Here is a 26,233-nt window from a genome sequence, read left to right on the forward strand (position 1 = left end):
CCGATGCTGACGCCGATGCCGATGCGGACGCGGATGCCGATGCCGATGCAGACGCCGATGCCGATGCCGATTCCGACGCGGACGCGGATGCCGATTCAGATGCTGATGCCGATGCCGATGCCGATGCCGATGCGGATGCAGATGCTGATGCGGATGCTGATGCTGATGCTGATGCTGATGCCGATATTGAGGGCTTCGACGATCAGGTGTCGCTTGAACTTGAAGTAACGCCAACCGTAACTGCACAGATTCCGCTATCGGAAAATGCAGGGGGCTTACTGGATATAAGTGCAGTTGGTGCTGTGCAGTTATCAGTGCTTTCAACAAACGCAGTATTCACGTTTAATGTCGCAACCAATACATCCCAAGAAGTTAGTTTTGATGGTCGTGGGGAAGAGGGACTTAGTCTTTCTGTTGGTGCCGACAAGGACCTCGATCTTTTTGTTTATAAATTAGAAGAAGGCAGCACAGAAGCTACATTGGCCTATAGCGTTGATAACTGGCTTGAATACGATCCGGGAGGTTTATTGGGAAGTGGTGCTGGTTGGGAAGCCGATATTACTCCAACATATGAGTTATCTGGTGGAGCAACTTATTATGTTGTCGTCGGCAATAATGGTGGCCTGCTAGATATCAGCGTAGGAACCACAATTACTGTCGAAACAAACACCAACACACTAACGGATTACAGAGCACCATCTGAAGTAAGCGGTTCAGTCTCCGGAAATGTTATATTGGGAAATGGCGACGGTGGTGCTGATACTGTTCCTGTAGGCACGGTTGTCTCCATGGTCGATGGTGCGAGCGTTACCACTGGTTCTCAGATTGTCGGAGATCATGGAACACTCACCATAAATCCTGATGGTAGTTACTCCTATGAGGCAGATCCCAACTTTACCGGTCCATATGGTGCTGTTGATAGCTTCGAATATACAATCGAAGCGCCTAGCGGAGCGACATCGACTGCAAATCTCGATATCTCACTTGATTTCGACTTAAATGGAGATGCAGAAGGTTCCAGCGCCAGCAGCGCACCGCCAACGGCCGAAGAATATGTGTTCGGCGAAGGTGCGGATGTTGTCAGCTATGATTTCCTTGATGGACTAGGTGATACCATTGAGAACTTCAATCTTGCCGAAGGTGATGCCGTCGATCTTTCGAACCTTATTCCTGATGCGACATCAGAGACGTTAGATCTATACGTTTCTGTTGAAGAGGTGGACGGAAATACAATTATTTCTGTCGATCCAGATGGAGAAAGCAATCTTGAAGCTTTAGTCACATTAATCGATATCGTTCACACATTGGATGAGCTTGAAGACGGCATCCTCGGATCGAGCGTGATCTAATGATGGATAAAGGATCACGCGATAAACCATCAAAGGGTGGCTGTTTAACCTCCAGTGTTTTGGTCGTTATGTCATTAGCTCTCGCGTCTTGCGTAAATGCAACGACAAGTGAGTTGATGACAATCTCACCCGAATTGGGAACCCAGAACGCATCAGCTCCGCTGCGCGTCAGAGATGTAGCCAAAGAGCCTAATTTAACCCCCATTGTGGTTTCCACATTGAACAGTCAGGCTGCAATTGTAGAAGCTGCAGAACAGGTGAGGGTGCGGTTTGCGAATGTAGAAGAAGCAAAAGCGCAATATTTCCCGCAGGTTTCCGTTGGTGTGGCTTCGAACCTTATTGGATCTGGTAGCGCAAGCCCGCAACTCACGTTGAAGGGATCGCAGATGCTCTACGATTTTGGTCGCACAGATCGGGGCGTTTCGCGCGACGTACATCAGGCGCAATTGGCTCATCTTAGCTTTCTTGATGCTGTGGATTCTGATCTAACGGAGATGCTTCGCCTGCTGGCGGAGTTTGAAAGCCAGAGCAAGCAATTGAAACTGGGGAATGACCGGCTGGCACGCATGGTCGAGCTTGGCAATCTTGTCAAAAGGCGTTCAGCAGAAGGTGTAATGGACGGTAACGATCTGATCGAAGCAAAGCGCAGGGTACAAACAGCTGAAACATTGCTGATACGTGCAAAACTGGCGCTTTCGAGCAGCAGCCGTGACATTGAATCCGAAACAGGTGTTGATATTGGCTCATCAGAGTCAGGTCTTGATATAGCTAGCCTAACCTGTGGGGAAGACCCAATAAAATTCGATACATTGACGTCTGTACAACGCGCCGCAATGGAATTGCGAGTGGCAAAGCTCGATGCTAAAAATGCTGAAACCGAGAGAATGCCTACATTGTCTCTTGAGGCATCCACAAGCTACGATCTTAGCAATGCATCCAACAATAATTCTGGGATGACACTGCGTCTTGAAGGAGCTTTGTTTAGAGGTGGCGCGGTTAAATCTCGCATTAAAGCAGCTTCAAGAAGCGTTTCCGCTGCAGAAGCTTCATTGCGCGGTGCACGCTCAGAGGCCCAGCGCGATCAGGCAAGGGCGTTGGATGCTGTTAAAACACAAAAAGTCATCACCAAGGCGTTGCTGTCTCAATCTGCTTTGCTTGATGAAACACGTAAGCTTTACCTAAATCAATTTTTAGAGCTCGGAACGAAGACGATTGATGACGTTTTGGATGCTGAGGAAGAGTATCACCAAAACCTTCTTGATATTGAATTGACGAGAAAAGAACTCGCAATTGAAAAAATAAACTGTTTGGCTGCAGAGGGACGCACACGTCGCTTTCTTGGAGTGGAGAACTCTTTTCTTCATGGTTTGGCGCTTAAACAATGAAGTTATCATCTGCTAAAGCTGCCAAAAACAGATCGCGACATATACCGAGTGCGGATAGCCGCTCGTCACTGCCTGCTTTGTTGTCGATAGCACGCAATTTTGGTTTAAGTTTTTCAGAAGAAACAATCCGCATTGCGTTGGAATGGGATGACAATCAAGGGACACGGCTGGGGGTAAATGATATCGCTGACCGGCTTGGGCTGGTTCTTCATCCACTCCAACTGGATGCGACAAAATTCGACAATCTGCACTCTCCAATTCTTGTCGCGACTAAAGATAGTGGCATTGTTGTCATTGACGCGATCACAAACAATAGCATTGCCGCGTTCAGACGGTTTGAGGGAGGGCAAGCCTATCGCAATGAAAAGCCCATAGCAGAATTAATTGATAAAGATTGTCGCACATTTCTAGTGCGACCGCGCCGTAGCCTGCCAGATGCACGCATTGATGCATATATTGCGCCCGTCAAAGAGAATTGGCTGCGCAAAACATTGTTTCCAAAGCTGGCACCATATGGGTCGGTCATGGCAGCGTCAGTTATGATCAATATGCTTGCGCTAAGCGGGATTATTTTCTCAATGCAGGTTTACGACCGTGTCATTCCTGCTCAGTCCTACCCAACATTGGCCGTTCTTTTTAGCGGTGTTGTTCTCGCTCTATTCTTCGAGTTTTTCCTAAAACAATCACGCACAATATTGCTGGATGTTTTGGGCCGTAATGCAGGATTGCGTTTGTCTGAGACTGTTTTTGGCCATGCACTGCGGGTAAGAAACGATCACCGTCCAAAATCAACAGGCAGCTTTATCGCTCAGATACGCGACATCGACACGATGCGCGAAGCCATGACATCAACTTCGGTTGGTGTCCTTATGGATTTGCCGTTCTTTTTATTGTTTACAGCGATTTTTTGGTGGATCGCAGGGCCATTGGTTTTGATCCCAATCTGCGCATTACTAGCTATTATATTGCCTGGGGTGTTGCTACAGCCGAAGCTTCGAAAATCAGCGCAGAATACTCAACGTGAAGCCGCATTACGCAATGCAATCCTTGTCGAGACCATTCAAGGTATCGAAGATATAAAAAGCATGCAAGCCGAAGACCGTTTTGAAGGTATTTGGCAGCAGACATCGCAGGCAACATCTATCGCTCAAACATCTGAGCGACGAATTGTTAGTGCACTTACATCATGGACACAGATCGTTCAGCAGAGCGTTTATGCCGTCACGGTTGCTATCGGTGCGCCGATGGTAATGGTTGGCGAAATCACCACTGGTACACTCGTCGGCGCTTCAATCCTTGGCGCACGAATGATCGCGCCAATGGCCCAAGTATCAGCCGTTCTTTCCCGCTTGCAGCAGGCCCGTAGCGGCGCTCAAGGGCTGGATAAAATCATGAAAATGCCTGTTGATCACCCGGATGAAGAGAGCCGCGTTACTTGTGCGCGCGTTCGGGGAAACTACGAGTTCCAAGACACTGTATTCAAATATCGGTCTGATTTGGCAACAGCTTTGATTGTGAAAAAACTATGCATTGCGCCCGGTGAGAGAATAGGGCTGGTTGGTAGAAATGGTGCAGGAAAGTCGACATTGTTGCAGGCGCTGTCCGGTCAACTTTTCCCTGCATCGGGCCAACTTCGTATCGATTCTTTGTCTGTTAAAGTTATTGATCCGGCTGACTTGCGACGTGACATTTCTTACCTGTCGCAAAATGCACGCCTGTTTTACGGCTCTTTGCGCGAGAACCTCTCATTGGGATGTCCTGAAGCATCGGAAAACGACATGCTGTCTGCTTTGGAAATGGCCGGCGGTGAGGCGTTCTTGAGTTGTTTCGAGCGCGGCTGGGATCATCAGATTTTGGAAGGCGGAATTGGTCTTTCTGGAGGACAAAAACAGTCGATCCTTTTAGCCAGATTTATGCTTCGTCGCTCGTCAGTCATGCTGCTGGATGAACCAACATCGGCGATGGATGATAAGACTGAAAAAGGCTTCATTGATGAGCTTGGAAAGCTAACAGCAGGCAGCACGCTTATCGTTGCCACGCACAGACACCGCATCTTGCAGCTGGTTGATCGCTTGATCGTGATGGACAAGGGGCGCATCATACTCGATGGCCCACGGGAAGATATTCTTGCCAAGATGCGCGGAGAAGACAAATGATTGGTCATGCTTCTCACAATGTTGCCGATTTTGAAGAAAGCCTCGATGTTAGGCAACATCACTGGATTATTCGGCTTATTGCTATTGTCTTCGTAGTTGGTATTGCGTGGGCATATTTTGCAACACTTGATGAAGTCACCACCGCAGATGGGATCGTTATTCCTATTCGTAATGAGCAGGTAATACAGTCGCTTGAAGGCGGGCTTGTGCGCGAACTTAATGTGCGTGCCGATGAAGTTGTCGAAGCAGGCGAGGTCCTTGTAAGACTTGATCCAACGCGGCTGGAAGCGGCCGTTGAAGAAATTACAGTGAACCTGCAGGCGCACCAAGCGCGTATTGCTCGCCTGAATGCTGAAGTTGACAATAAGCCTTTAGCGTTCGAACCTAGTTTACGGGCCTACCCTGATTTGGTGCAAACCGAGAAAGCGCTTTATGAGGCGCGCCTTACGAGCCTTCAAACCTCGCTTCGTCTTATTGAGGAGTCTCGCAAACTTATGCAGGAGGAGCTTGCAACAATGACTCGCCTGCGAAAGATCGGCGCATCGTCACGTATTGAGCTGTTGCGGCTCAACCGTGAAATTGTCGATCTGAATATACGCGAAGATGATATTAAACATGACTATTATGTGCGCGCGCGTGAAGAGTTGAGCACCGTTAAATCCGAAGCCGGTGCACTTGTTGCAGAATTGCGCGGACGACAAGATCAGCTCACCCGCGTGACATTGAGATCGCCAGTGCGCGGTATCGTGAAAGATATAACCGTTTCAACAGTCGGCGGCGTTGTCCCGCCAAATGGCCAATTGATGACAATAGTGCCGCTTGATGATGAGTTGCTGGTAGAGGCCCGCGTTCAGCCGAGCGATATTGCATTCATTCGCCCGGGGCTGCCAGCAACAGTCAAAGTTACGGCATATGATTATTCAGTCTATGGCACTTTAGAAGGCGAAGTTCTGTCAATTTCTCCTGACTCGATAAGAGATGAAATTGATCCAGAACGACTATATTACCGTGTTTTTGTGAGAAGCGAGAATTTTGAGCTAAAGAACAAGGCAGGCCAAATCTATCCTATAACGCCGGGAATGGTAACGGCTGTTGATATTCATACGGGATCAAAAACAGTACTCCAATATTTGGTGAAACCTTTTAACCGCGCATCAGAAGCTTTGCGTGAACGATGACATATTGAGCGAAGGAATGAACAAATATGCAACCTGATGGTGGCGCTACGCGTATAGATAATAGTTCGCTCGAACAGATCATAGATAGCCTCAAGGATAAGGTTTCACCTCTTCCTTCACCTTATCCAAAATACGTGGTTTTTGTTTCTTCAACCGATGGCAAACAACGCGCTCGCGTCAGCACCGTGAGCGCCGATAATCTCGACGCGCTTACTGAAAAACTGAACAGTGAACCGTTGCAAAAAAAGTTCACCGAAAGATATCTGCGTCTGGATTGGGTAACCTCCGTTAAGCAGATGAAGTATACTGATTATACCTCAGCGCTGAGTGCCGTTAAGCGAAATTACAGCCGCAAGGGGCTCGCCTTTGATCCCATGTTTCAGCACGCCGTTACAGAGGCTGAAATCAATGCCAGCGGCTTGCTGTATAATGGCGGAAAAGTGAATCATTGCGCTGTGAATTTGAACAATTTTCAAATTTTCTGGAAACGCCGATTTGGTCAAACCTTCCAATCTCCAGCTCCTGCGGAAATGATTTATCTGTTTGATAGTGAAGGCTTATTTTACGATAGAGAAAAGCAAAGCCTGCACCAGCTTTTGCCAAGCGGTTTAAATACGGGGCGACGCGCCTTTGACATGAATGATGTTGACCAGATCGAAAATTTGATCCGTAATGGGGCAGATTATCTTGCCGGTGAGGTTGATGAAAAAGGGCGGTTTAATTACGGCTGGTTTCCTTGCTTTGATCGTGCCATCAACCATTATAATACGCTCCGTCATTCCAGCAGCACTTATGCGCTGTGTGAAGCCTATAGCTTTTTAAAAACGGATAGCTTGCGCGATGCGGTCGAACGATCGCTAAACTATATTGAAACAGAAAATATTGTCAGGCCGCAAGGTTCGGATGGACCCGCTTATCTTATTGATCTCGGCGATGAGATTAAGCTGGGCGGCAATGCCGTTACGATTCTGGCAATTTGTAAATATGTCGAAGCGACAGGTCAAACGCAGTACCTGCCGCTTGCCACACAGCTTGGCGAAGGCATCTTGTCGATGGCCCGTGATGATGGCGGCTTTAACCATGTGCTCCATGCCAGTACCCTTAAGCTGAAAGAGCAACGCAGAACGGTCTATTATGATGGCGAGGCTGCGTTTGCGCTGATGCGTCTTCATCAAGCGACAGGCGACGTAAAATGGTTAGATGCCGTGCGTGTGGCTATTAAGACATATATAGCAAACGATTATTGGCAATATAACGATCACTGGCTTGCATATTGTACGAGCGAATTGGCTCGTTATGATCCTGACCCTGCTTATTTTCGTTTCGGTGTGCAAAATGTGAAGGACTATCTCGGTTTCATTGCAGAACGCATAACGACATTCCCGACACTGCTTGAGCTATGTTGCGCGACACGATTGTTAATTCGTCAGGCGCTGAGCGATCCTTCTTTGAGCCAAACATTAGATAGGCTTGATCTTCATGGCTTCGTCGATGCGATGGAAAAACGTGCGCAATATTTAGCAAATGGCGTGTTTTTTCCAGAAGTTGCGATGCATTTTCGCAATCCTGCACGCATTACAGGAAGCTTTTTCATCCGCCATCATGGGTTCAGAGTGCGGATTGATGATGTAGAACATTATCTGTCAGGACTGATTGCCTATAGAGCTTATCTTGATGAGCGGGACGCCTTCGTTGAACTCATTAATACGCATAATAAGGCTGTTGAATTGCAGGCATAAGCAAAATGCGGGGGAGGGAACCCCGCACTTTAATCTATCCGCAGACACATCATACAGGCTCTGCACATCACAAAATGATTTCATCTTATTTCATGGGTTGAATGTTTCATTTTATGAATTATATAGGCGGCTCAACTCATAGTGAAAATGAATTTGGCCATGCCGGACAATAACGATTCAGACATAACGCGCGGTGAAATGATTCTCAGCGTCGCAACCCTTTATTGGTCACTGCATGAACGTTTAGATGGCGGCTGTCCTGAACTGTCTAAACTAGAGCGTATGTTTCTGGTGAAGCTTTCCAAGCCACTGCGTATTGGCGACATGGCAAAAAATCTTCAGGTCCTTCCTTCAACTTTAACGGCATTAGCTGACGATCTTGAAAAGCGTGGCTTTATAGAACGTCACCGCGATCCAGATGACCGTCGTGCGTGGTTATTAGAGTTGACGAAGCTCGGTCACAAGACACGGGCTGAATTGCTTGATCGGGTCGAGACAGCGGTTCGAGAAGCAACGGGTTTGCCTGAAGAAGATCTTAAAATTTTTGGAGAGTTACTGCTCCGTGTCCGCAACCACATCATGGCCGAAGGCCGACCTAAAGGATTACCCTTTTGAAAATTTTATCAACCTTTGCATTACTCCTTGCTATTACGACGCTGCCTGTGTCCGCGCAGGCACAAGAACCCTCAGCACGGCCTGTTAAACTCATCAGCGTTTCGCAGCCTGAGCAAGGCCGCACACGTGAATTTTACGGGCAGGTCGTTGCGCTTCAAACTGTTGATCTTGCTTTTCAAACGGCAGGTCAATTGGTCGAATTTTCCGTTCTTGAAGGGCAAACTATTCCCGCTGGAGAACTTGTCGCAAAGCTTGATCCAGAGCCATTGGAATTGGCGCTAGAACAAGCGCGCCTTCGCGATGTTCAAGCAAAGCGCGACCTTGATAGATTGAAACGACTTAGCCGTTCAACGGTGAGCCAAGCCACACAGGATGATGCGACCACCGCTGCGGGCCTCGCGGCTGTCGCGCTAAAAGATGCAGAGCGAGCATTGTCGAAAGCGACGTTAAATGCACCTTTTGATGCTTTGGTCGCCGAACGCTTGGTCGCGAATTATACCACCGTTGCTGCTGGAACGCCGGTTGTGCGGCTGCATGATATGTCAGAGTTGCGTGTAGAGGTGGAAGTACCTGAAATTTTGTTCCAGCGTAGCGGCAATGATAAAGACTTGGAAATTCATGCAAGTTTTCCAGGCAACTCAACAACATATCCGCTTAAACTTCGCGAATTTGCAACAGATGCAACCGCTGTTGGTCAAAGCTTCAAAATCACGCTCTCTTTCGATGCTGAAAACACGCCGAAAGTAATGCCAGGCTCATCGGTCACGGTCTCTGCTCGAGAGAAAAGTAAGGGAACTGGCCTTGCTGTGCCAACGTCTGCCTTTGTGTCTGCACCAGATGGTTCCGTTTCAGTTATGGTCTTTGAAGAAACGGATGCTGGTGCGCGCGTTGTTGCGCGTGCCGTAAAGATTGAAGTTGCTGATGACGGAAAATTTCTTGTCACAGACGGATTATCAGAAGGCGAAGAAATCGTTGCTGCTGGTGCGAGCATGCTGGATGACGGACAAGCGGTTCGTCGTTTCTCCGGCTTTCCGAATTAAGGAATACGAGTATGAACATCGCGCGCGCATCAATAGAAAAACCGATCCTGACATGGCTCGTTATCCTTGGCTGTTTGTTTGGAGGGCTTTGGGGGTTTTCTTCTCTGGGTCGTCTTGAAGATCCGGCCTTTACCATTAAACAAGCAGTAATTTCAACGAGTTACCCAGGCGCTTCAGCCGAGCAGGTGGCGCGAGAAGTTTCTGAGCCGCTTGAATCTGCGATTCAGAAGATGGGTGAAGTCAAAACCATCAAATCAATCAACCAGCCGAGCAATTCTATTATCGAAGTCGAGGTAAAATCGATTTATGATGGTGAGGAACTACCTGGCATATGGACCAAACTAAGAGCTAAAGTGAGCGATGCTGCCCGCGATTTGCCATCTGGCGTTGGTGAGCCGCGTGTCAATGATGGTTTTGGTGATGTTTTCGGGCTTTATTATGCTGTCACTGCACCGGGATATTCTGATGCCGAAATTTACCGCCTTGCAACATGGTTGCGGCGTGAATTGCTGGCCGTCGAAGGTGTCGCGGACGTTGATCTAGCTGGCTTGCCGCAAGAGGCGATTTTTATTGAGCCTGACCTCGCACTTTTGTCGACCAAAAACGTGCCGCCACAGGCTGTAGTCGGCGCGGTTGCGCAGGCCGATTCTGTAGCACCAGCAGGGTCTGTTGACGAGGGCGGACACCGCACGCTGATTGAAGCGCCAGATGGTTCTGGCACTGTGTCTGAAATCTCAGGCCTATCGATCGGCGTTGGCGGAGATATTCTTAATCTCTATGATGTTGCACAGGTTCACCGTGGCCGCGTTGAGCAACCCTCAATGATTTTGCGCCATAACGGCCAAGAAGCCTTTAGTTTCGGCGTGGCTGGCCTTTCGACCGAAAATATTGTCGAAGTTGGCCATCGTGTCGATGCAAGACTGGACGTTCTTTTTGATGAAATTCCGGCGGGCGTTGAGCTAAAGCCAATCTATCAGCAGCATGTTGTTGTTGAGGAAGCATCGAACGCATTTCTTATAAATCTAGCCATGTCTGTGGCTATCGTGGTTGCTGTTCTTGCAATGTTCATGGGGTGGCGTGCGTCAATTGTTGTTGGCGCAACATTGCTGCTAACTGTGGTTGGTACGCTATTCTTCATGGCAATTTTTGCCATTGAGATGGAGCGCATATCGCTGGGCGCACTTATCATTGCCATGGGCATGTTGGTCGACAATGCGATTGTTGTTGCCGAAGGCATGCAAATTGCCATGCTGGGTGGTCAGTCCTCCAAGCAAGCGGCCGATGAGACGGCAGGAAAAACACAAATTCCACTGCTCGGCGCGACAGTTATTGGTATTATGGCCTTTGCCGGTATTGGCCTTAGCCCTGATGCAACAGGTGAATTCATGTTCTCGCTGTTTGCTGTCATTGGCATTTCGCTTTTATTGAGCTGGGTGTTGGCAATCACAGTGACACCGCTTTTGGGACACTATCTATTCAAGCGCGGCACGGCAGGCGGCGCGGGGGCTTATGATGGTCCACTCTTTCGTGCTTATGCTACCACGTTGCATGCTGCAATCAAGGCACGCTGGCTTGTGGTTGTTGCGTTGATAGGCATTACCGTTGTCTGTTTTGCAGGCTTTGGTCAGATCAAGCAGCAGTTTTTCCCTAACTCCAACACACCGCTGTTCTTTGTGCATTATAAATTGCCTCAAGGCAGCACGGTACACGAGACATCACGCGATTTGGCTGTCATTGAAAAGTGGTTAGCGCAGCGAGATGAGGTTGTCTCCTACACCACTTATGCGGGCCAAGGTGCGACCCGTTTCATGCTGACCTATTCGGCTGAAAAGCCTAACCCTAGTTATGGGCATATGATCATTCGCACCCAAGACATTAGTACAATTCCAGCTTTAAGCGCTGATTTGGAACGTTTTGGCCGTGAGAACTTGCCTCAGGGTGAATTCCGCACACGTAGACTTGTCTTTGGTCCAGGCGGCGGAGATCCGATTGGAGTGCGTGTATCTGGCTCAGATCCGGCAGTATTACGTGATCTAGGCCAACAGGTGATTGAGGTCATGGAAGCCGCGTCGTCTGATATTTTGGATGCTCGTACGAACTGGCGTGAGCCAGAACTTGTGGTGCGCCCAATCTATGCGACCGATCGTGCGCAAAGTGCAGGCATTAGCCGCGACGATGTTGCAGGTGCACTTCGCTTTGCAACCGAAGGTATTGAAGGCGGCGTTTACCGCGAAGGTGAAAGGTTGATCCCAATCACTGTAAGACTGCCGCGCGAAGCAACCAGCCATTTGCGAGATCAACCTGTTTGGTCTGAAACTGGCAATCATTTTCTACCCATTGAACAAGTGATCGATGGTTTGGGATATGAAGTGCAAAATACGCTCGTGCATCGTCGCGACCGTTTGGAAACGCTCACGGTCGGTGCAGATATTCCGTCTGAACGCACAGCAGCAGAAGTGTTCGCCACCATCCGTTCAGCGGTTGAAGCGATTGAAGTGCCTGCCGGTTATTCACTCGATTGGGGCGGCGAATATGAAAGCTCAACCGAAGCGCAACAAAGTCTTGGCAAGCAATTGCCCCTCAGCCTTTTGATTATGGTGCTCATATCGGTTCTATTGTTTAACGCCATCAAACAGCCTGTTATCATTTGGTTGTTGGTGCCTATGTCAGTAAACGGCGTTGCCTTGGGTCTCTTGGGCACTGGTTTGCCATTCACCTTTACGGCACTTCTCGGGCTTCTATCATTGTCAGGCATGCTGATTAAAAATGGTATCGTGTTGGTGGAGGAAATCGATCTTGTGAGGGCAGAAGGCGTGGAACTGCGTGAAGCAATTGTCACGGCCTGTGTCTCGCGTTTGCGGCCTGTTGTTCTGGCGGCAGCGACGACAATCCTAGGCATGTTGCCACTTCTCAGTGACGCATTCTTTGTGTCGATGGCGGTAACAATTATGGGCGGACTTGCTTTTGCCAGCGTGTTGACGCTGATTGCAGCGCCGGTCTTCTATTATCTGTTCTTCGCACGGTCCGAAGCGAAGAGCATAGCCAAGGCGAATATGAACGAGGACGCAGTGCCAGCTTGATGAAAGCTAGACTTTGAAATTGACGCGAAGCAATTTAATGTTGCTTCCTAAAGCCCATAGGGGGAATGGATATTCCCCCTTAGCTGTACAAATATAGTGTCATCTCGCTATAAAATCTTTGGTGCTAAATAAACCAAGTGCTTGTAAATCTCGTACAGATCCATAGCAGCAGGCAAGCTAGCAGTCTAAAACTTGAACTTAGTTGGTTTAAACAAGACTTTCTAAGTGTTCCAAATTTAAACAAACGTCGTCTTTTTAATGTGCTTAAATTAACCTTGTTTCATTCGGTTTTAATTTAGAATTTTGCCGATAATACCCATTAATGCTGTAGAAAGTTTTATCCTGTAAGCTTTGTCAATTGCTCTTACCTAGGGGTAGTTTTTGGGAGGTGGATTGATGGTTAAGGCGATCAATAAGGCTTTGAAAGAGTCGTCAGAACATCATGAGCACAGCGCGTTTGAAAATACTGATGTGCCTTTCAGCGAACTTTTAAATGCTCACGCCAGAGCACAGGAAGATTTGCAAAGATTGAGTAGTGCTGACGACGCTGTTCTTTCAAATGCCAAGCTATTATATACTATTATTAATCAGATATCAGATCTCGTTTTTGCTAAAGATACCAACGGTCGTATTCTTGTTGGTAGCGAGGCTATGGCGCGCTATTATGGGCTTGAAAGCGCGCAAGAATTATACGGTAAAACGATCTTCGACTTGCGCGGTGATGACGAAGCACGTCGAATACACGACATCGAGCAAGAAATTATGGCCGGTGGTGAGCCTATGAGCGATGTGGATGAGGAATTCATTGACGCTAGTGGCGACACAAAATGGATACAAATATCAAAAGTCCCGTTGAAGGATGACAATGGCAAGGTCATTGGGCTAATCGGCATCGCGAAAGACATTACAGAGCGTAAGCACAATGAATGTGCCCTAGAGGCCGAACGTGTATTATTCCGAGCGATGATAGACCAAGTGCCAGATTATTTGTTCGTAAAAGATACCGAAAGTCGCTTTGTCATAACCAATCGTGCCCTTGCTGCTGATTTGGGCCGTATACCAAGCGACCTTATAGGGAAAACGGATTTCGCTTTCCATGAAGAAAAGATCGCGGGCAAGTTCTATGCTGATGAGCAAGAGATTGTAAATTCCGGTGAAGCTCTCATCAATTTAGAAGAAATGGTTGTTGATTTTACAGGTGCCGAAAAATGGTTTTCAGCATCAAAAGTGCCACTGCGTGATGAACACGGGGAAATTATAGGTATTGTAGGCGTTTGCCGCGATATCACGGACCGTAAGGACTCCGAAGAGCGATTGCACTTTATGGCGATGCATGATGCGTTAACGCATCTTCCAAACCGCACATTGCTTGTCGATCGGTTGGAGCAAGGCATAAAACAAAAAGAACGGTCGGGCGGGGAGCTTACCGTATTGTTCATCGATTTAGATAACTTTAAAATCGTGAATGATAGCTTGGGCCACGATGCAGGTGATACGCTTATAAAAGCTGTTGCTGATCGGTTGATCGCATCTGTTCGCAGCTCCGATACTGTCGCACGTCTTGGGGGAGATGAATTCGTTATTTTGCTGATCGACCAAGACAACCCTATCAGCGATATAGCACCGATCATTGAAAGATTGCGTGTCTCAATAGCCGAACCATTTATCATTGAAGGTCAAAAGTTTCAGGTTACATGCAGTATTGGCGGCGCGACTTTCCCCGCTGATGGTACAGACACAACGACACTTTTGAAAAATGCTGACATAGCAATGTACAAAGCCAAAGACGGTGGTCGAGATAATGTAGTTTTTTATAGCTCGCTCAAGAACGCTTAAGCCTGTAAACGCCAGTAAAGATGTTCTTTCGAAATCACATCGATCTATATTGAGCTAATCTGCGCACAGTACACGACTTGAAATAGGCACTCTATGGAGTGCTATATTTGTATCTATTATATAGCGTGTTGCTTTCATGGAACTTTCCGCCGGCGCTTTATTAAATATCCTTTGAATGGGGCTACAAGATCGGCAGGTAACCTCAAAGCAATTCCCGATCATTCAACTTTAAGTCATATAAGCACAGTCTCTCCACAGGCAAATGCCGGATACAGAAAGAATTTTGAAGTTTCTGTCTGATGCTCGCAATTTTCAATCATATATACTCATCATACCTGTTGACAATGTGATCATAAATCTGAAATGGTCATGAGTGTTCAGTCGCGGTAAACGTGAGACTGATGTTCAGGGAGGAATACAAATGAAGATTAACCGCCGCATATTTATGTCAGGTCTCGCGGGAGCAGTGACCTTGGCGAGTACAACACTTAGTTTTGGGCAGGATAAGGGGCTTATTGCCATCATAACGCCTAGCCATGACAACCCATTCTTTAAAGCAGAAGCAGTGGGAGCTGAAGCGCGCGCAAAAGAATTGGGCTATGAAACAATTACTCTTGTGCACGATGATGATCCAAACAAGCAGTCTGAATTGTTTGATACTGCGATTGCACGTGGCGCAAATGCAATTATTTTGGATAATGCCGGTGCTGATGCCACTGTTGCAGCTGTGCAGCGGGCGAAGGATGCGGGTATTCCGTCATTTCTAATTGACCGTGAAATCAAAGAAGCTGGTATCGCCGTAAGCCAGATTGTTTCAAACAATTATCAAGGTGCTCAACTTGGCGCCGAAGAGTTTGTTTCAATCATGGGCGAAAAAGGCAATTATGTAGAGCTACTCGGTAGAGAAGCCGATACGAATGCTGGTATTCGATCTTCAGGTTATCATGATATTATCGATCAATACCCTGAAATGGTAATGGTTGCACAGCAATCAGCGAACTGGTCGCAGACTGAAGCCTTTGAAAAAATGGAATCGATCCTTCAGGCAAATCCAGACATCAAAGGTGTCATCAGCGGTAATGACACAATGGCAATGGGCGCTTGGGCAGCGCTTGAAGCTGCTGGTCGTAATGATGTTATCGTCGTCGGATTTGACGGCTCTAACGATGTTCGTGATAGCATTCTGAAAGGCGGCATTAAAGCGACTGTATTGCAGCCTGCATATCGTCAGGCGCAGTTGGCTGTTGAGCAAGCAGATCAATATATCAGAACAGGCTCGACTGGGCTGGAAGAAAAGCAGTTGATGGATTGTGTTCTAATCAACGGCGATAATGCTTCTAAGCTTGAGACCTTTGCTCTGGCTGACTAGGCATTCTGCTTCCGAATTGAAGAACCCGGTGTTCTTATCGGGTTCTTCACAATTTAATTAGAGGCCCCATGCGTCATTCAATCTTTTATTCCGCCGTGGCTTTGACTGTGCTCATTGCGACGGGTGGATGTAAACTCGTAAAAAATCCTGATCCCAATTCTGCGGAAAAAGAGCAAAGCAGCCTGACCGATGCCGTTCGGATGGCGAATTATGCGCGCGAAATTTGGGACGCACAGGTCTTGTCAGCGGTTGCTGAAAACCTAGTGCCGATCACGGACTTGCGTACAGCTTTAGCGAAAGATGTTGATGCTGCAGGTGAGGCACATGGATTGCGCCCCGACGGTGAGGCAAACCCTTGGAATTTCGCGGTCAGTGGTTCCGGTGTGATTATTGAGGGCAACACAGAAAGTCGCGCTGCTAAGCTTCAGGTTGATACCGATGCGGACGGCAAAGCAGATGTCACCGTCCAGCTTGGACCCGTGGTGCGCGGCACGGCATTACGCGACGCGATGCCATTTTTAATATTCAGCAATTTTCGCGATCAAATCGAATTTGCAAAGCTGGCTGGTGGACTGAATGCCATGGCGCATGAACGGCTCGAAATTCCTGAAGGTGATGTTGTTGGTAAAACGGTTAGCTTTGAAGGTATTTTCACATTCAAAAATGTCACGGCTTCTCCTGAGATTGTACCAACAGCTTTGTCCTTCGAGGGGACATGATGAAACATCCAATTGGTCTGTCTATTAGAAATGGAACCAAGGTTTATCCAGGAACAATCGCGCTTAGTGATGCCGATTTTGATCTACATCTTGGCGCGGTAAATGTGCTTGTGGGTGAAAATGGTGCTGGTAAATCTACGATGATGAAAGTCATTGCCGGCGTTGAGCAGCTTACCGATGGAAAGATTTTTGTCGGCGATGAGCAGGTTACTTTCAAAACCACTGAAGAGGCTGCGCGCTACGGAATTGGTATCGTATTCCAAGAGCTAAACCTGTTTCCAAACTTAACAGTCGCAGAGAATATTTTTATCGCCCGTGAAAAAACACGTGGCCATATCGATATTGACAAAAATGCGCAAAGAGAACGCACTCGCGCCTTGATGGAACGTCTTGAGCAAGACATTGATCCAGACGATCTGGTTGGTGATTTGAGAGTTGGGCAGCAGCAGATTGTCGAAATCGCAAAATCACTTGCGCACAATGCACGTATTCTCATTCTTGATGAGCCCACTTCAGCGCTGTCTGCTGCAGAAGTAGAGATTTTATTCCGAGTCATCTACGATCTAAAAAGCGATGGCGTTGGCATTGTTTATATTTCTCACCGCTTGGAAGAGCTGATTAAAATCGGCGATTATATCACCGTGTTGCGCGATGGTGTGATCACAGGTGCCCGATCAATGGAAGGCGTCGATGTCGATTGGATTGTGCGCAATATGATCGGCGAAAGTGGTAAGGATTTTGCAAAAGAAATTGAACATCCGTTTGGTGAAGAAGTGTTTCGTGCCGAGCATGTCTCTTTAGGCAGTTCAGGCGGCGGATTGCTGGTGGACGATGTTTCGTTGTCATTAAAGCACGGCGAGATACTTGGCATATATGGACTTATGGGGGCTGGCCGTTCTGAGTTTTTGGAGTGCGCAATAGGACGTCATCCGCAAGCAATGGGAAAATTGTTCATTGATGGAGAGCTTTTAAGCGAAAAGACCGTCGCAGGACGCATCAAACGCGGATTAGCGTTGATCCCAGAGGATCGGAAAAATGATGGTTTGGTTCAAATATTATCCATCAGAGAGAACATGACACTTTCCAGCTTGATGCAGTTTACGCGCGGCTTTCATATGAGCCTTGCGCGCGAGAAAAGCACCGTTGCTGATTTCGTCAAACGCATGACCATTAAGATTGCATCGCCGGAAAACGCTGTATCTTCGCTTTCAGGCGGTAACCAACAAAAGGTTGTTATTTCCAAAGCCTTGATGACAGGGCCTAAAGTTTTGCTCATGGATGAGCCGTCGCGCGGCATCGATATTGGAGCGAAAGCTGAGGTGTTCAGGGTTATGCGTAAGCTTGCTGCAGAGGGGCTGGGTATAATTTTTGTGACGTCTGACCTTGATGAAGTCATGTCCCTTTCAGACCGCATTCTGGTGATGTCCAACGGGCGTATCACAGGGGAGTTCGACCGCGAAACAGCCACAAATGGTGCTTTGGTTGAAGCATCTGCCATCGGTCATACAACAACTACTGATAATAAGGAGCCAGCATAATGGCCGATCAAACTATTGCTGCGCCATCTTCGTCCAGCACGGATGCACTTTTGATTTTACTCAAGGCACGTACATTTATTGCTCTTATCTTAGTGTTCGTGTTCTTTGCAGTTTACGCCCCAAACTTTTTATCGACTGCGAACATGGTCATCATGTCCAAGCATGTTGCGCTTAATGCGTTTCTTGCAATTGGCATGACATTCGTGATTGTTTCAGGCGGTATTGATCTCTCCGTCGGTTCTATTGTTGGGCTTTGCGGTATGGTCACAGGATATCTGTTGCTTAACGGAATTGATATTGGGCTTGGGTGGTCACTTCAGTTCAACACGTTAGAAATATGTCTTATTGTCATACTTGTGGGCGTTGCAATCGGGGCCATAAATGGGTTTCTTATAACAACACTCAACGTTGCTCCATTCATTGCGACACTTGGAACGCTCTATGTGGCGCGAGGCGCAGCAATGCTCAGCTCAGATGGGCGCACATTTCCAAATCTAAATGGCAATGCTGAGTATGGATCAGATACTTTCCGATGGATTGGAACAGGAGAGATACTCGGTATTCCTGTCTCCATCTGCATGCTTATTGTTGTCGGTTTACTTGCAGCCTACATCGCAACACGCACACCGCTGGGACGTCATATCTATGCCGTGGGCGGCAATGAACGTGCAGCGGGCCTCTCTGGCATCAGAGTTAATCGAACCAAATATTTTGTCTATATTTTCTCTGGTTTCTGCGCGGCTCTGGTCGGTATCATTATTTCCTCCCAACTGGTCGCGGCTCACCCAGCAACAGGCGACACCTTCGAACTCAATGCTATTGCAGCGGCCGTTCTTGGTGGCACCTCGATGTCGGGAGGCCGTGGCCGTATCGGTGGCACAATCATCGGCGCATTTGTGATCGGTGTATTGTCGGATGGTTTGGTCATGATGGGTGTGTCATCGTTCTGGCAGACCGTTATAAAAGGGCTGGTTATCATTGCTGCTGTCGTAATTGATCAGGCGCAGCAAAGAGTTCAGGCTCGCGTTGCGCTTCAAGCGCAAGCAGCAATCGACAAATAGGAGATGATGATGAAGGGCGCTTTGATAGGGTGCGGATTTTTTGCACAAAACCAGCTTAACGCTTGGCGTGATATTGATGGTGTTGAGATCGTGGCGCTCTGCGACCGTGATGCCGACAGGTTAAATCAAAGCGCTGAAACGTTCTCTATAGAACGAACCTATAGCGATGCTGCTCAAATGTTTGCCGATGGCGGTTTTGATTTTGTTGATGTGGCCACCACAGTGGCATCCCATCGCCCTATCGTGGAGATGGCAGCGAAAGCAGGTGTTCACATCATCTGTCAAAAACCGTTTGCTGAAAATATGCAGGACGCGCGTGCGATGGTTCAGGCAGCGCAGACAGCCGGCAAAACGCTTATGGTGCATGAGAACTTTCGTTGGCAATCACCGATTCAAGCAGCCCTTAATGTTGTGCGGTCTGGCACGATTGGGGAGCCTTTTTTTGGTCGTGTCAGTTTTCGTTCAGGTTATGACGTGTTTTCCGGTCAACCTTATTTGGCCGAAGGAGAACGGTTCATTATTGAAGATCTGGGAATTCACATATTGGATATTTCCCGTGCATTTTTCGGGGATGCAAAAAAAATCTCTGCGACAACCCGCCGTATGAACCAAAACATCAAGGGCGAAGACGTTGCAACCATGTTGTTGAGCCATGAGGGCGGGGCGACAAGTGTGGTCGATTGCTCCTATGCGACGCAGCGCATGCCGGAAACATTTCCGCAGTCACTGCTGGAGATTGATGGTACGAAAGGCACTTTGCGGTTGGATGCTGGGTATCAATTGACAGTTCAAACCACAGACGAAAAGAAACAGGATGTTTCACCGCCTGTTCTGCCCTGGGCCGAGAAGCCATGGCATAATATACAAGAAAGTGTACTGACGATTCAGCAGCATTTTGTGGACTGTATCAAAGCAGGAAAAGAACCTGAAACTTCGGGCGCAGATAACCTCAAAACGCTTGCTCTTGTCGAGGCAGCCTATCTTTCGGCATCACAAGGCAGCACCATTTCACTCGCAGATATATGACAAGCAATCTGGTACTTTTTGGAACGGAACAAACGCCTGTTGTTGGCCGCTCTTTTATGGTGTGGCCATGGTCATTCACTTTTGAAAATGGTGCCTTACGCCACATCAGACTGAATGGCGCTGAGGCTATCCGCGGCATTGCTTTTCTGGTCCGTAACCGCGATTGGGGAACACTCATACCGCAGATCGACAATGAAGAAATTACGCAAGAAAACGGCGCGTTGCACGTGCGATACGACGCGATATTTTCAAGCAATAATGCGCGCTTGAGTGTTGCAATCACAATTGAGGCCAATGATGGAAAATTGACCATGGCGGCGAGGGGACATGCGACAGGGTCGTTTGAAACCAACCGGGCAGGATTCACTGTGTTGCATCCCATAACCGATGTGGCAGGTTATCCTGTGCACGTTGATCATAGCGATGGTTCTCACGAAGATGCAAATTTCCCGCTTTTGATTGAACCGTGGCAACCTTTTATGGATATAAGCGGCCTCACACATCAGGTTGGCGATGCTTTGGTCGCATGCGAGCTTCGCGGTGATACATTTGAGATGGAAGACCAACGGCAGTGGGGCGATGCGTCGTTTAAAACATACAATCGACCTTTAGCAAAACCTTGGCCATATGAGATTGGGGATGGCGAAACGCTGGAGCAATCTGTCAATTTATCATGGGCACCAAGCAAAGCAGATGCTTTAATCTCGGCGCAACCGTTTGAAGACCGTGTAAACTTCCCCCAAATGGCATTGGTTATGACACCGGAAGATGCGCTGCGTCTGGCAGACAATCCAGCCGATATTACTTATGTAAATCCTCAAAGATTACTGTGCCACCTTGATGCAACATTGGGTGAAACTGAGGCGCAATTTAAGGCTTTTGCGAGGGCGCAAAGTGCATGCTCTGATATTGCGTTTGATCTTGAGCTGATTTGTCGGTGCGAGACAGACCCAGCACCTGAAATGAATATGCTTGCTGATCAAATGAAGAAGGCTGGGTTTACGCCGTCCAGTATTCTCATTTGCCCTGCCGTTGATCGACAGTCCACACCGCCAGGGTCACAATGGCCAGAGTGTCCGCCGCTTGATCTTGTTCATAAGGCCGCCGCGCGTTCTTTTCCCAATATTGCGCGTGGCGGCGGGATGGTGAGTTTCTTTCCAGAACTCAATCGCAAGCGTCCCCCAGTAGCGATGCTTGATTTTGTAAGTCATGGACTCTGCCCCATTGTTCATGCCGCGGACGATTTGTCCGTTATGGAAACGCTTGAGGCTATTCCGCACATTACGCGCTCCATGCGCTCTATCATTGGTGATAAGGCGTACCGTATTGGACCGGCGACCATTGCCATGCGCCAAAACCCTTATGGCAATCGCACGATACCAAACCCTGATAATGAACGTATTTGCATGGCGCATGATGATCCACGTCACCGGGCGCAGTTTGGCGCAGCTTATGTGATTGGCCTTGCGGCAGCGCTTGCGCCTGCTGGCGTTTCTGTGTGGACACCAGCGGCACTTTATGGCCCGCGCGGCGTCGTAGCAGATCAGGGGCTTTGGCCTATAGCTGAGATATTGAAACAACTTGCCGCTTTTGCAGGACAACCAGTTCATAAAGCTGAGATTGCTGATGGAACGGCACGATTGTGGGTGGGGGAGGTTGTACTGTCAGCAAATCTGACGGGGCACGCCACGGCAAAGCTTGGGCCTTACCAGTGGTGTGCTGAGCCATAATAAATCTAGCTTTTTGCCGTCGATGAAAAGTTGGAGTCGGATCGATTAAGGTGATCTTCTAGTGCACGCTCGGCACCGTCCACATCGTTGGCTTTCAAAAATTCAAGGATCTTGCCGTGTTCTTTCAATGTCGTTTCTTCGCGGCCAGACCATAAAAGCAATGATGAGTGATATTCAAAGAGCCATGTGAGCATCATTTCCGTAATCGAATGAATCAATGGGTTTGCCGCCATGGATGCAAGACGTGTGTGAAAAGCAATGTCAGCCTTCATGAATGCTTCGGCATTGCCAAGGTGCGAACGCTGCTCTTCAATAAGTTCAGCTAAATCAGAGGCATCTTTAGAAGTGCATTTTTGTGCTGCAATCCTGACTGTTCCAAGTTCAAGAATATGCCGCACTTGCTTGAGATGGTCGATATTGGCAGGTTCACTCGATAGCAAAAGTTTTGCGATATCATCAAGTTGGTTGAAAGCGACACCAGCTGTCAGCGCATTGACGCGGCTTCGTCCGCCATGCGTAATGGTGATGAGTCCTTTGCTTTGCATCGATTGCAAAGCTTCGCGCACTGCAGGACGGCCTACGCCAAAATGCTCCATTAGTGCGCGTTCAGAAGGAACCATGTCACCTGCGGCGAGCTCACCGCTTGCGAGCATCTCACGTAACTTTTCAAAAACTTGATCAGAAAGTTTCAGACGAACAATTTTGCTTTCGGAGCTGTCTACTTTGCTCATATTAATCCGCTTCTCTTTTCGTGGGCGCCATTGCCAAGTTTTAACTTGTCAACTGGTGCTATAAGCAGATCATAAAGGCAAGTCTACGTGATCCGCTCAATACTGGCTGCAATTTCATCAGGTTCGAAAACGCGCTTCCAGTCATCTCTCATCAAAGCTGGTTTGCCAAACTCGATGGCTTTATTGCACGCATCAGAAAATACGCCATCAATTTCACCGAAGATAACTGCCCCCAGAATATTCATGTGGCCAAGCAGAAAATCTCGCGCTGCATCTTTCGGTACGCCGCGCGCCACAACTTCGTCCATCGCTTCGCGCATAACATCCAGCAGCGATGCGCAAACGGTTTCAGATAAACCTGGTTCTAGTAACGCCATCTGTTCAACCGTTACGCGGTATGATCGTGCGACAGGAGCAAAAATTGTTTTACCCACTTTTTCACCCAGCGCGTAATCAGCTTCTGGACCTTGCATAAGAGCGTTTACAATGCCTTGTTTTGCAGCGATTCCACCGAAGTAATCTTTGCGACCTTCCATTGTTTCTTCATCGTTGAAGATAGGAGGATGGCACGGGTGGCTAACAAAATAAGTTACATCATCCCGCTTTGGTAGATGCCCTGCAAAAGGTGCGGCAGCGTCTAAACATACAATCATTGCGCCCGACGGCACTTTGTCAATAATTGAAGCAGCGACCATTTTTATAACTGTATCAGGCACCGCAAGTACGATAACATCAGCACCATCAAGCGCAACATCCGGCTCCTGACAAGTGAAGCCCAATTCGGCTTTTAAACGCTCGCGCCCTTCTGAGGAGACTTCAACGTGAACGGTTTCAAAATCTGACGCAGCAAGATTTCTAGACAGGCGAACGCCCATTTTTCCACCAGCTCCAAACAACGCAATTTTCGTCACATTACACCCCTGTTCGTATTTCACTTATCAACAAGATAATCGATTTGACAACTGGTATGATAAGCTACTAAGTATGCCAATATGTCAAGGGCCACTTACAGATAATTGGCGTGAATACAAGGATTTCAAATTGACCGCACTTCCTGAAGGCTTTCTCGTCGCTTGGTATGGAGATGACTTTACCGGTGCATCTGCGGTGATGGAAGTTTTGTCCTTTGCAGGTTTGCCCGCCATGCTCTTTCTTGATACGCCAACAGAAGCGCAGCTTGCACGTTATCCTGATTTGCAGGCCATTGGTGTAGCTTCAACAGCGCGTGCGCAATCCAACGATTGGATGGATGACAATTTGCCTTCGGCTTTTCAGTCACTGCTAGCGCTACAACCTCAAATTTTTCATTATAAAATATGTTCTACACTCGATTCTTCCCCGACGATCGGCTCGATTGGGCGCGCCATTGAGATTGGCGCCGACCTGATTAAACCGTCAGCTGTGCCGGTGTTAGTCGCGGCGCCACAAATGCGACGATATCAGGTTTTTGGGCATCTTTTTGCAGGTCTCGGCGACGATGTTTATCGGTTGGACCGTCATCCTGTTATGGCCCGTCACCCGGTGACGCCGATGCATGAGTCTGATGTCGCACGTCATATTGCAGCGCAGTCTAAGCGCATTACAGCTTCGTGCTTATCTTTGGAAGAGATTGCTATATCCAATTCGCCGCAGGCCGCCACCGTCGCAGATATGATTTCAGTCTTTACGTTGGATTGCCATGACGCAAAGAGCGAGGCATCGGCTGGGCAGCTGATATGGGAAGAGCGCGACACTAACAAATTTGTTGTTGGCTCTCAAGGCGTCGAATTTGCTTTGGTGCGCTACTGGGTCGAGACAGGGGCTTTGCCGCGACAAATGCCACCTGTAAGCGTTGGACGCGCGCACGGCATGGTTACTGTATCAGGTTCAGTTTCTCCAACCACAGCAGAGCAGATCGCTTGGTCATGCGCTAATGGTTTTGCAGGCATTCGCTTTGATGCAACGAAGGCCTGCGGCAGTGCAGAAACTCTACAGAGCGAGATTGATCGCATTATTAGCGTGAGCCTTGATGCTATTTCAACAGGCAAAGATCCTTTGATATTTACAGCACAGGGGCCTGATGATCCTGCTGTTGAGCATTTTAAAACAGCAGTTTTGAATTCTAACAAAAGCATGTCTGAGGTTAATGAAAATATCGGACGTTCTTTGGGGGATGCGCTGGGCGGTATTCTAGAGAAAAGCGGCATCAGACGCGCTGTCATTTCGGGCGGTGATACATCTGGTTATGCCACACAGCAGCTCGGTATTTTTGCTCTTTCGGCTCTGGCTCCCACTATTCCAGGTGCTTCGCTTTTTAAGGCACATGCAGAGGGAGCGATGGATGGTTTAGAACTTGCACTTAAAGGTGGGCAGATGGGTAGTCCTGATTATTTTGGCTGGATACGCGACGGAGGAGGAATGCGATGAAGCGCATCTTTGCAACTTACGACATTGAAACGCCCGTTGGCTTGGTGCATGCCGCCGATGTGCTTGCAGGTGAACAATCGACAGGCACTTTTGTCAGATTGGCAGCTGAAACCGATGAGTTTCGCGAAAAATCAGGCGCGCGGGTTGAGCAAATTATTCAGACAAGCACCGCGAAAGAACCGTCTTTACCTAGCCGAAAAACAGGCGGTACCTATGAGCGTGGTTTGGTCACAATAAGTTGGCCACTGGGTAATTTAGGGACATCTCTACCAAATCTTTTGTCGACTTTAGCTGGCAATCTTTTTGAACTTGCTCAGCTATCAGCGATTCGACTTGTTAATATCGATCTGCCTGCAGACTTTGCAAATCAGAATCCTGGGCCGCAATTTGGCGCTGCAGGAACACGTAACTTTATGAAGGGGCATAAAGGTCCTCTCATCGGCACGATTATCAAGCCAAGTGTCGGTTACACGCCATCGGAGACGGCGTCGTTGGTCAAAACACTGGTCGAAGCGGGAATTGATTTCATCAAGGATGATGAACTCCAAGCAAATGGCCCCAATTGCCCGTTTAATGAACGGCTTGAAGCGGTGATGCGCGTTATAAATGATTATCGTGATAAGACAGGCAAACAGGTTTTATATGCCGTCAATATCACCGATGAGATTGATCAGATGTGGCGTAATCTCGATGCAATGAAAAACGTTGAGGCCACCTGTGCAATGGTTTGCGTTCAGTCTGTCGGATTGACAGGATTGCGCGCTGTGCGTGATCGTAGTGAAGTGTTGATCCATGGGCATCGTGCAGGGTGGGGGCTTATGTCTCGTTCTCCTGACATAGGTATTAGTTTTGATGTAATGCAAAAACTATGGCGTCTTGCCGGAGCGGATCATCTTCACGTCAATGGGCTTGCCAATAAATTCACTGAGAGCGATGACGTTGTAGCGCATGCCGCGCGATCTGTGCAGCAACCGATTTCCAATAATGGCGGTCCTGAACATCTTGCCATGCCTGTTTATTCTTCAGGCCAAACTATCTGGCAGCTTGATCCTGCTCGTGAAATTCTTGGTAATGATGATTTTATATATTGTGTGGGCGGCGGGATCATGAGCCATCCGGGTGGGGCTGCGGATGGCGTAACAAGCCTTCGGGATGCAGCAGAAGCCGCTCGTCTAGGCATTCCTCTTGAGCAGTATGCAAAACCAAATACGCCGCTTCACGCGGCAATCGCTAATTTTCCAAAACCTAAAATTGCAGGGCCATTCACCTAGTGCT

At 48.1% G+C, this 26,233-nt stretch carries 19 protein-coding genes; 17 read left to right on the forward strand and 2 right to left on the reverse strand.

Annotated features, from left to right (window positions below; all coding sequences use genetic code 11):
• The 15 genes from C504_RS18865 to C504_RS0100890 form a co-directional block, all read left to right on the forward strand.
• The coding region (locus C504_RS18865; RefSeq protein ID WP_018687393.1) for an Ig-like domain-containing protein at positions 1–1,349 on the forward strand (1,349 nt) is incomplete at its 5' end.
• Entirely contained in the window at positions 1,349–2,734 is a 1,386-nt protein-coding gene (locus C504_RS0100825; protein WP_018687394.1) for a TolC family protein, read from the forward strand. The genes C504_RS18865 and C504_RS0100825, both read left to right, overlap by 1 nt.
• Entirely contained in the window at positions 2,731–4,890 is a 2,160-nt protein-coding gene (locus tag C504_RS0100830; RefSeq protein ID WP_018687395.1) for a type I secretion system permease/ATPase, read from the forward strand. Before C504_RS0100825 ends, C504_RS0100830 begins: the two co-directional genes overlap by 4 nt.
• Positions 4,887–6,068 carry a beta-barrel domain-containing protein gene (locus C504_RS0100835; RefSeq protein ID WP_018687396.1) on the forward strand — a complete coding sequence of 394 codons (1,182 nt, stop codon included), beginning with the start codon at positions 4,887–4,889 and terminating at the stop codon, positions 6,066–6,068. The genes C504_RS0100830 and C504_RS0100835 overlap by 4 nt, the downstream gene beginning before the upstream one ends.
• 26 nt (positions 6,069–6,094) lie before the next feature.
• Positions 6,095–7,807: a glycoside hydrolase family protein gene (locus C504_RS16960; protein WP_018687397.1), complete on the forward strand. Its 1,713-nt coding sequence runs from the start codon at positions 6,095–6,097 to the stop codon at positions 7,805–7,807.
• A 159-nt stretch (positions 7,808–7,966) separates the two neighbouring features.
• The gene (locus tag C504_RS0100845; protein WP_156815815.1) at positions 7,967–8,422 is read left to right on the forward strand and encodes a MarR family winged helix-turn-helix transcriptional regulator; all 456 of its coding nucleotides are present in this window, start codon (positions 7,967–7,969) and stop codon (positions 8,420–8,422) included.
• Positions 8,419–9,462 carry an efflux RND transporter periplasmic adaptor subunit gene (locus C504_RS0100850; RefSeq protein WP_018687399.1) on the forward strand — a complete coding sequence of 348 codons (1,044 nt, stop codon included), beginning with the start codon at positions 8,419–8,421 and terminating at the stop codon, positions 9,460–9,462. Before C504_RS0100845 ends, C504_RS0100850 begins: the two co-directional genes overlap by 4 nt.
• A gap of 11 nt (positions 9,463–9,473) precedes the next feature.
• Positions 9,474–12,542: an efflux RND transporter permease subunit gene (locus C504_RS0100855; protein ID WP_018687400.1), complete on the forward strand. Its 3,069-nt coding sequence runs from the start codon at positions 9,474–9,476 to the stop codon at positions 12,540–12,542.
• 396 nt (positions 12,543–12,938) lie between these two features.
• Positions 12,939–14,378: a GGDEF domain-containing protein gene (locus C504_RS18215; RefSeq protein WP_018687401.1), complete on the forward strand. Its 1,440-nt coding sequence runs from the start codon at positions 12,939–12,941 to the stop codon at positions 14,376–14,378.
• A gap of 421 nt (positions 14,379–14,799) precedes the next feature.
• A complete protein-coding gene (locus C504_RS0100865) occupies positions 14,800–15,747 on the forward strand; it encodes a D-ribose ABC transporter substrate-binding protein (protein ID WP_018687402.1) in 948 nt (315 codons plus the stop codon).
• A 68-nt stretch (positions 15,748–15,815) separates the two neighbouring features.
• Complete coding sequence (locus C504_RS0100870) at positions 15,816–16,466, forward strand: DUF2291 family protein (RefSeq protein WP_018687403.1); 651 nt, start codon at positions 15,816–15,818, stop codon at positions 16,464–16,466.
• A complete protein-coding gene (locus tag C504_RS0100875; RefSeq protein ID WP_018687404.1) occupies positions 16,463–18,004 on the forward strand; it encodes a sugar ABC transporter ATP-binding protein in 1,542 nt (513 codons plus the stop codon). The genes C504_RS0100870 and C504_RS0100875 overlap by 4 nt, the downstream gene beginning before the upstream one ends.
• The gene (locus C504_RS0100880) at positions 18,004–19,065 is read left to right on the forward strand and encodes an ABC transporter permease (protein ID WP_018687405.1); all 1,062 of its coding nucleotides are present in this window, start codon (positions 18,004–18,006) and stop codon (positions 19,063–19,065) included. Before C504_RS0100875 ends, C504_RS0100880 begins: the two co-directional genes overlap by 1 nt.
• A 9-nt stretch (positions 19,066–19,074) precedes the next feature.
• A complete protein-coding gene (locus C504_RS0100885) occupies positions 19,075–20,091 on the forward strand; it encodes a Gfo/Idh/MocA family protein (protein WP_018687406.1) in 1,017 nt (338 codons plus the stop codon).
• Positions 20,088–21,821, forward strand: coding sequence for a D-apionate lactonase family protein (locus tag C504_RS0100890; protein WP_018687407.1), 1,734 nt, complete (start codon positions 20,088–20,090; stop codon positions 21,819–21,821). Before C504_RS0100885 ends, C504_RS0100890 begins: the two co-directional genes overlap by 4 nt.
• Before the next feature lie 5 nt (positions 21,822–21,826).
• Here the strand turns inward: C504_RS0100890 and nanR are convergent, their stop codons facing one another.
• Positions 21,827–22,552 carry a transcriptional regulator NanR gene (gene nanR / locus C504_RS0100895; protein ID WP_018687408.1) on the reverse strand — a complete coding sequence of 242 codons (726 nt, stop codon included), beginning with the start codon at positions 22,550–22,552 and terminating at the stop codon, positions 21,827–21,829.
• Between the two features lie 83 nt (positions 22,553–22,635).
• Positions 22,636–23,463 carry a phosphogluconate dehydrogenase C-terminal domain-containing protein gene (locus tag C504_RS0100900; protein WP_026317105.1) on the reverse strand — a complete coding sequence of 276 codons (828 nt, stop codon included), beginning with the start codon at positions 23,461–23,463 and terminating at the stop codon, positions 22,636–22,638.
• Positions 23,464–23,593: 130 nt separating this feature from the next.
• Between C504_RS0100900 and C504_RS0100905 the strand changes: the two genes are divergently transcribed.
• Positions 23,594–24,958 (forward strand): four-carbon acid sugar kinase family protein, encoded by a 1,365-nt coding sequence (locus C504_RS0100905; RefSeq protein ID WP_041951523.1) that lies wholly within the window; start codon positions 23,594–23,596, stop codon positions 24,956–24,958.
• Positions 24,955–26,229 (forward strand): ribulose-bisphosphate carboxylase large subunit family protein, encoded by a 1,275-nt coding sequence (locus tag C504_RS0100910; RefSeq protein ID WP_018687411.1) that lies wholly within the window; start codon positions 24,955–24,957, stop codon positions 26,227–26,229. The genes C504_RS0100905 and C504_RS0100910 overlap by 4 nt, the downstream gene beginning before the upstream one ends.
• Positions 26,230–26,233: the final 4 nt, after the last annotated feature.

The organism is Ahrensia kielensis DSM 5890, from assembly GCF_000374465.1.
In the GTDB taxonomy this organism is placed as follows: Bacteria; Pseudomonadota; Alphaproteobacteria; order Rhizobiales; family Rhizobiaceae; genus Ahrensia; species Ahrensia kielensis.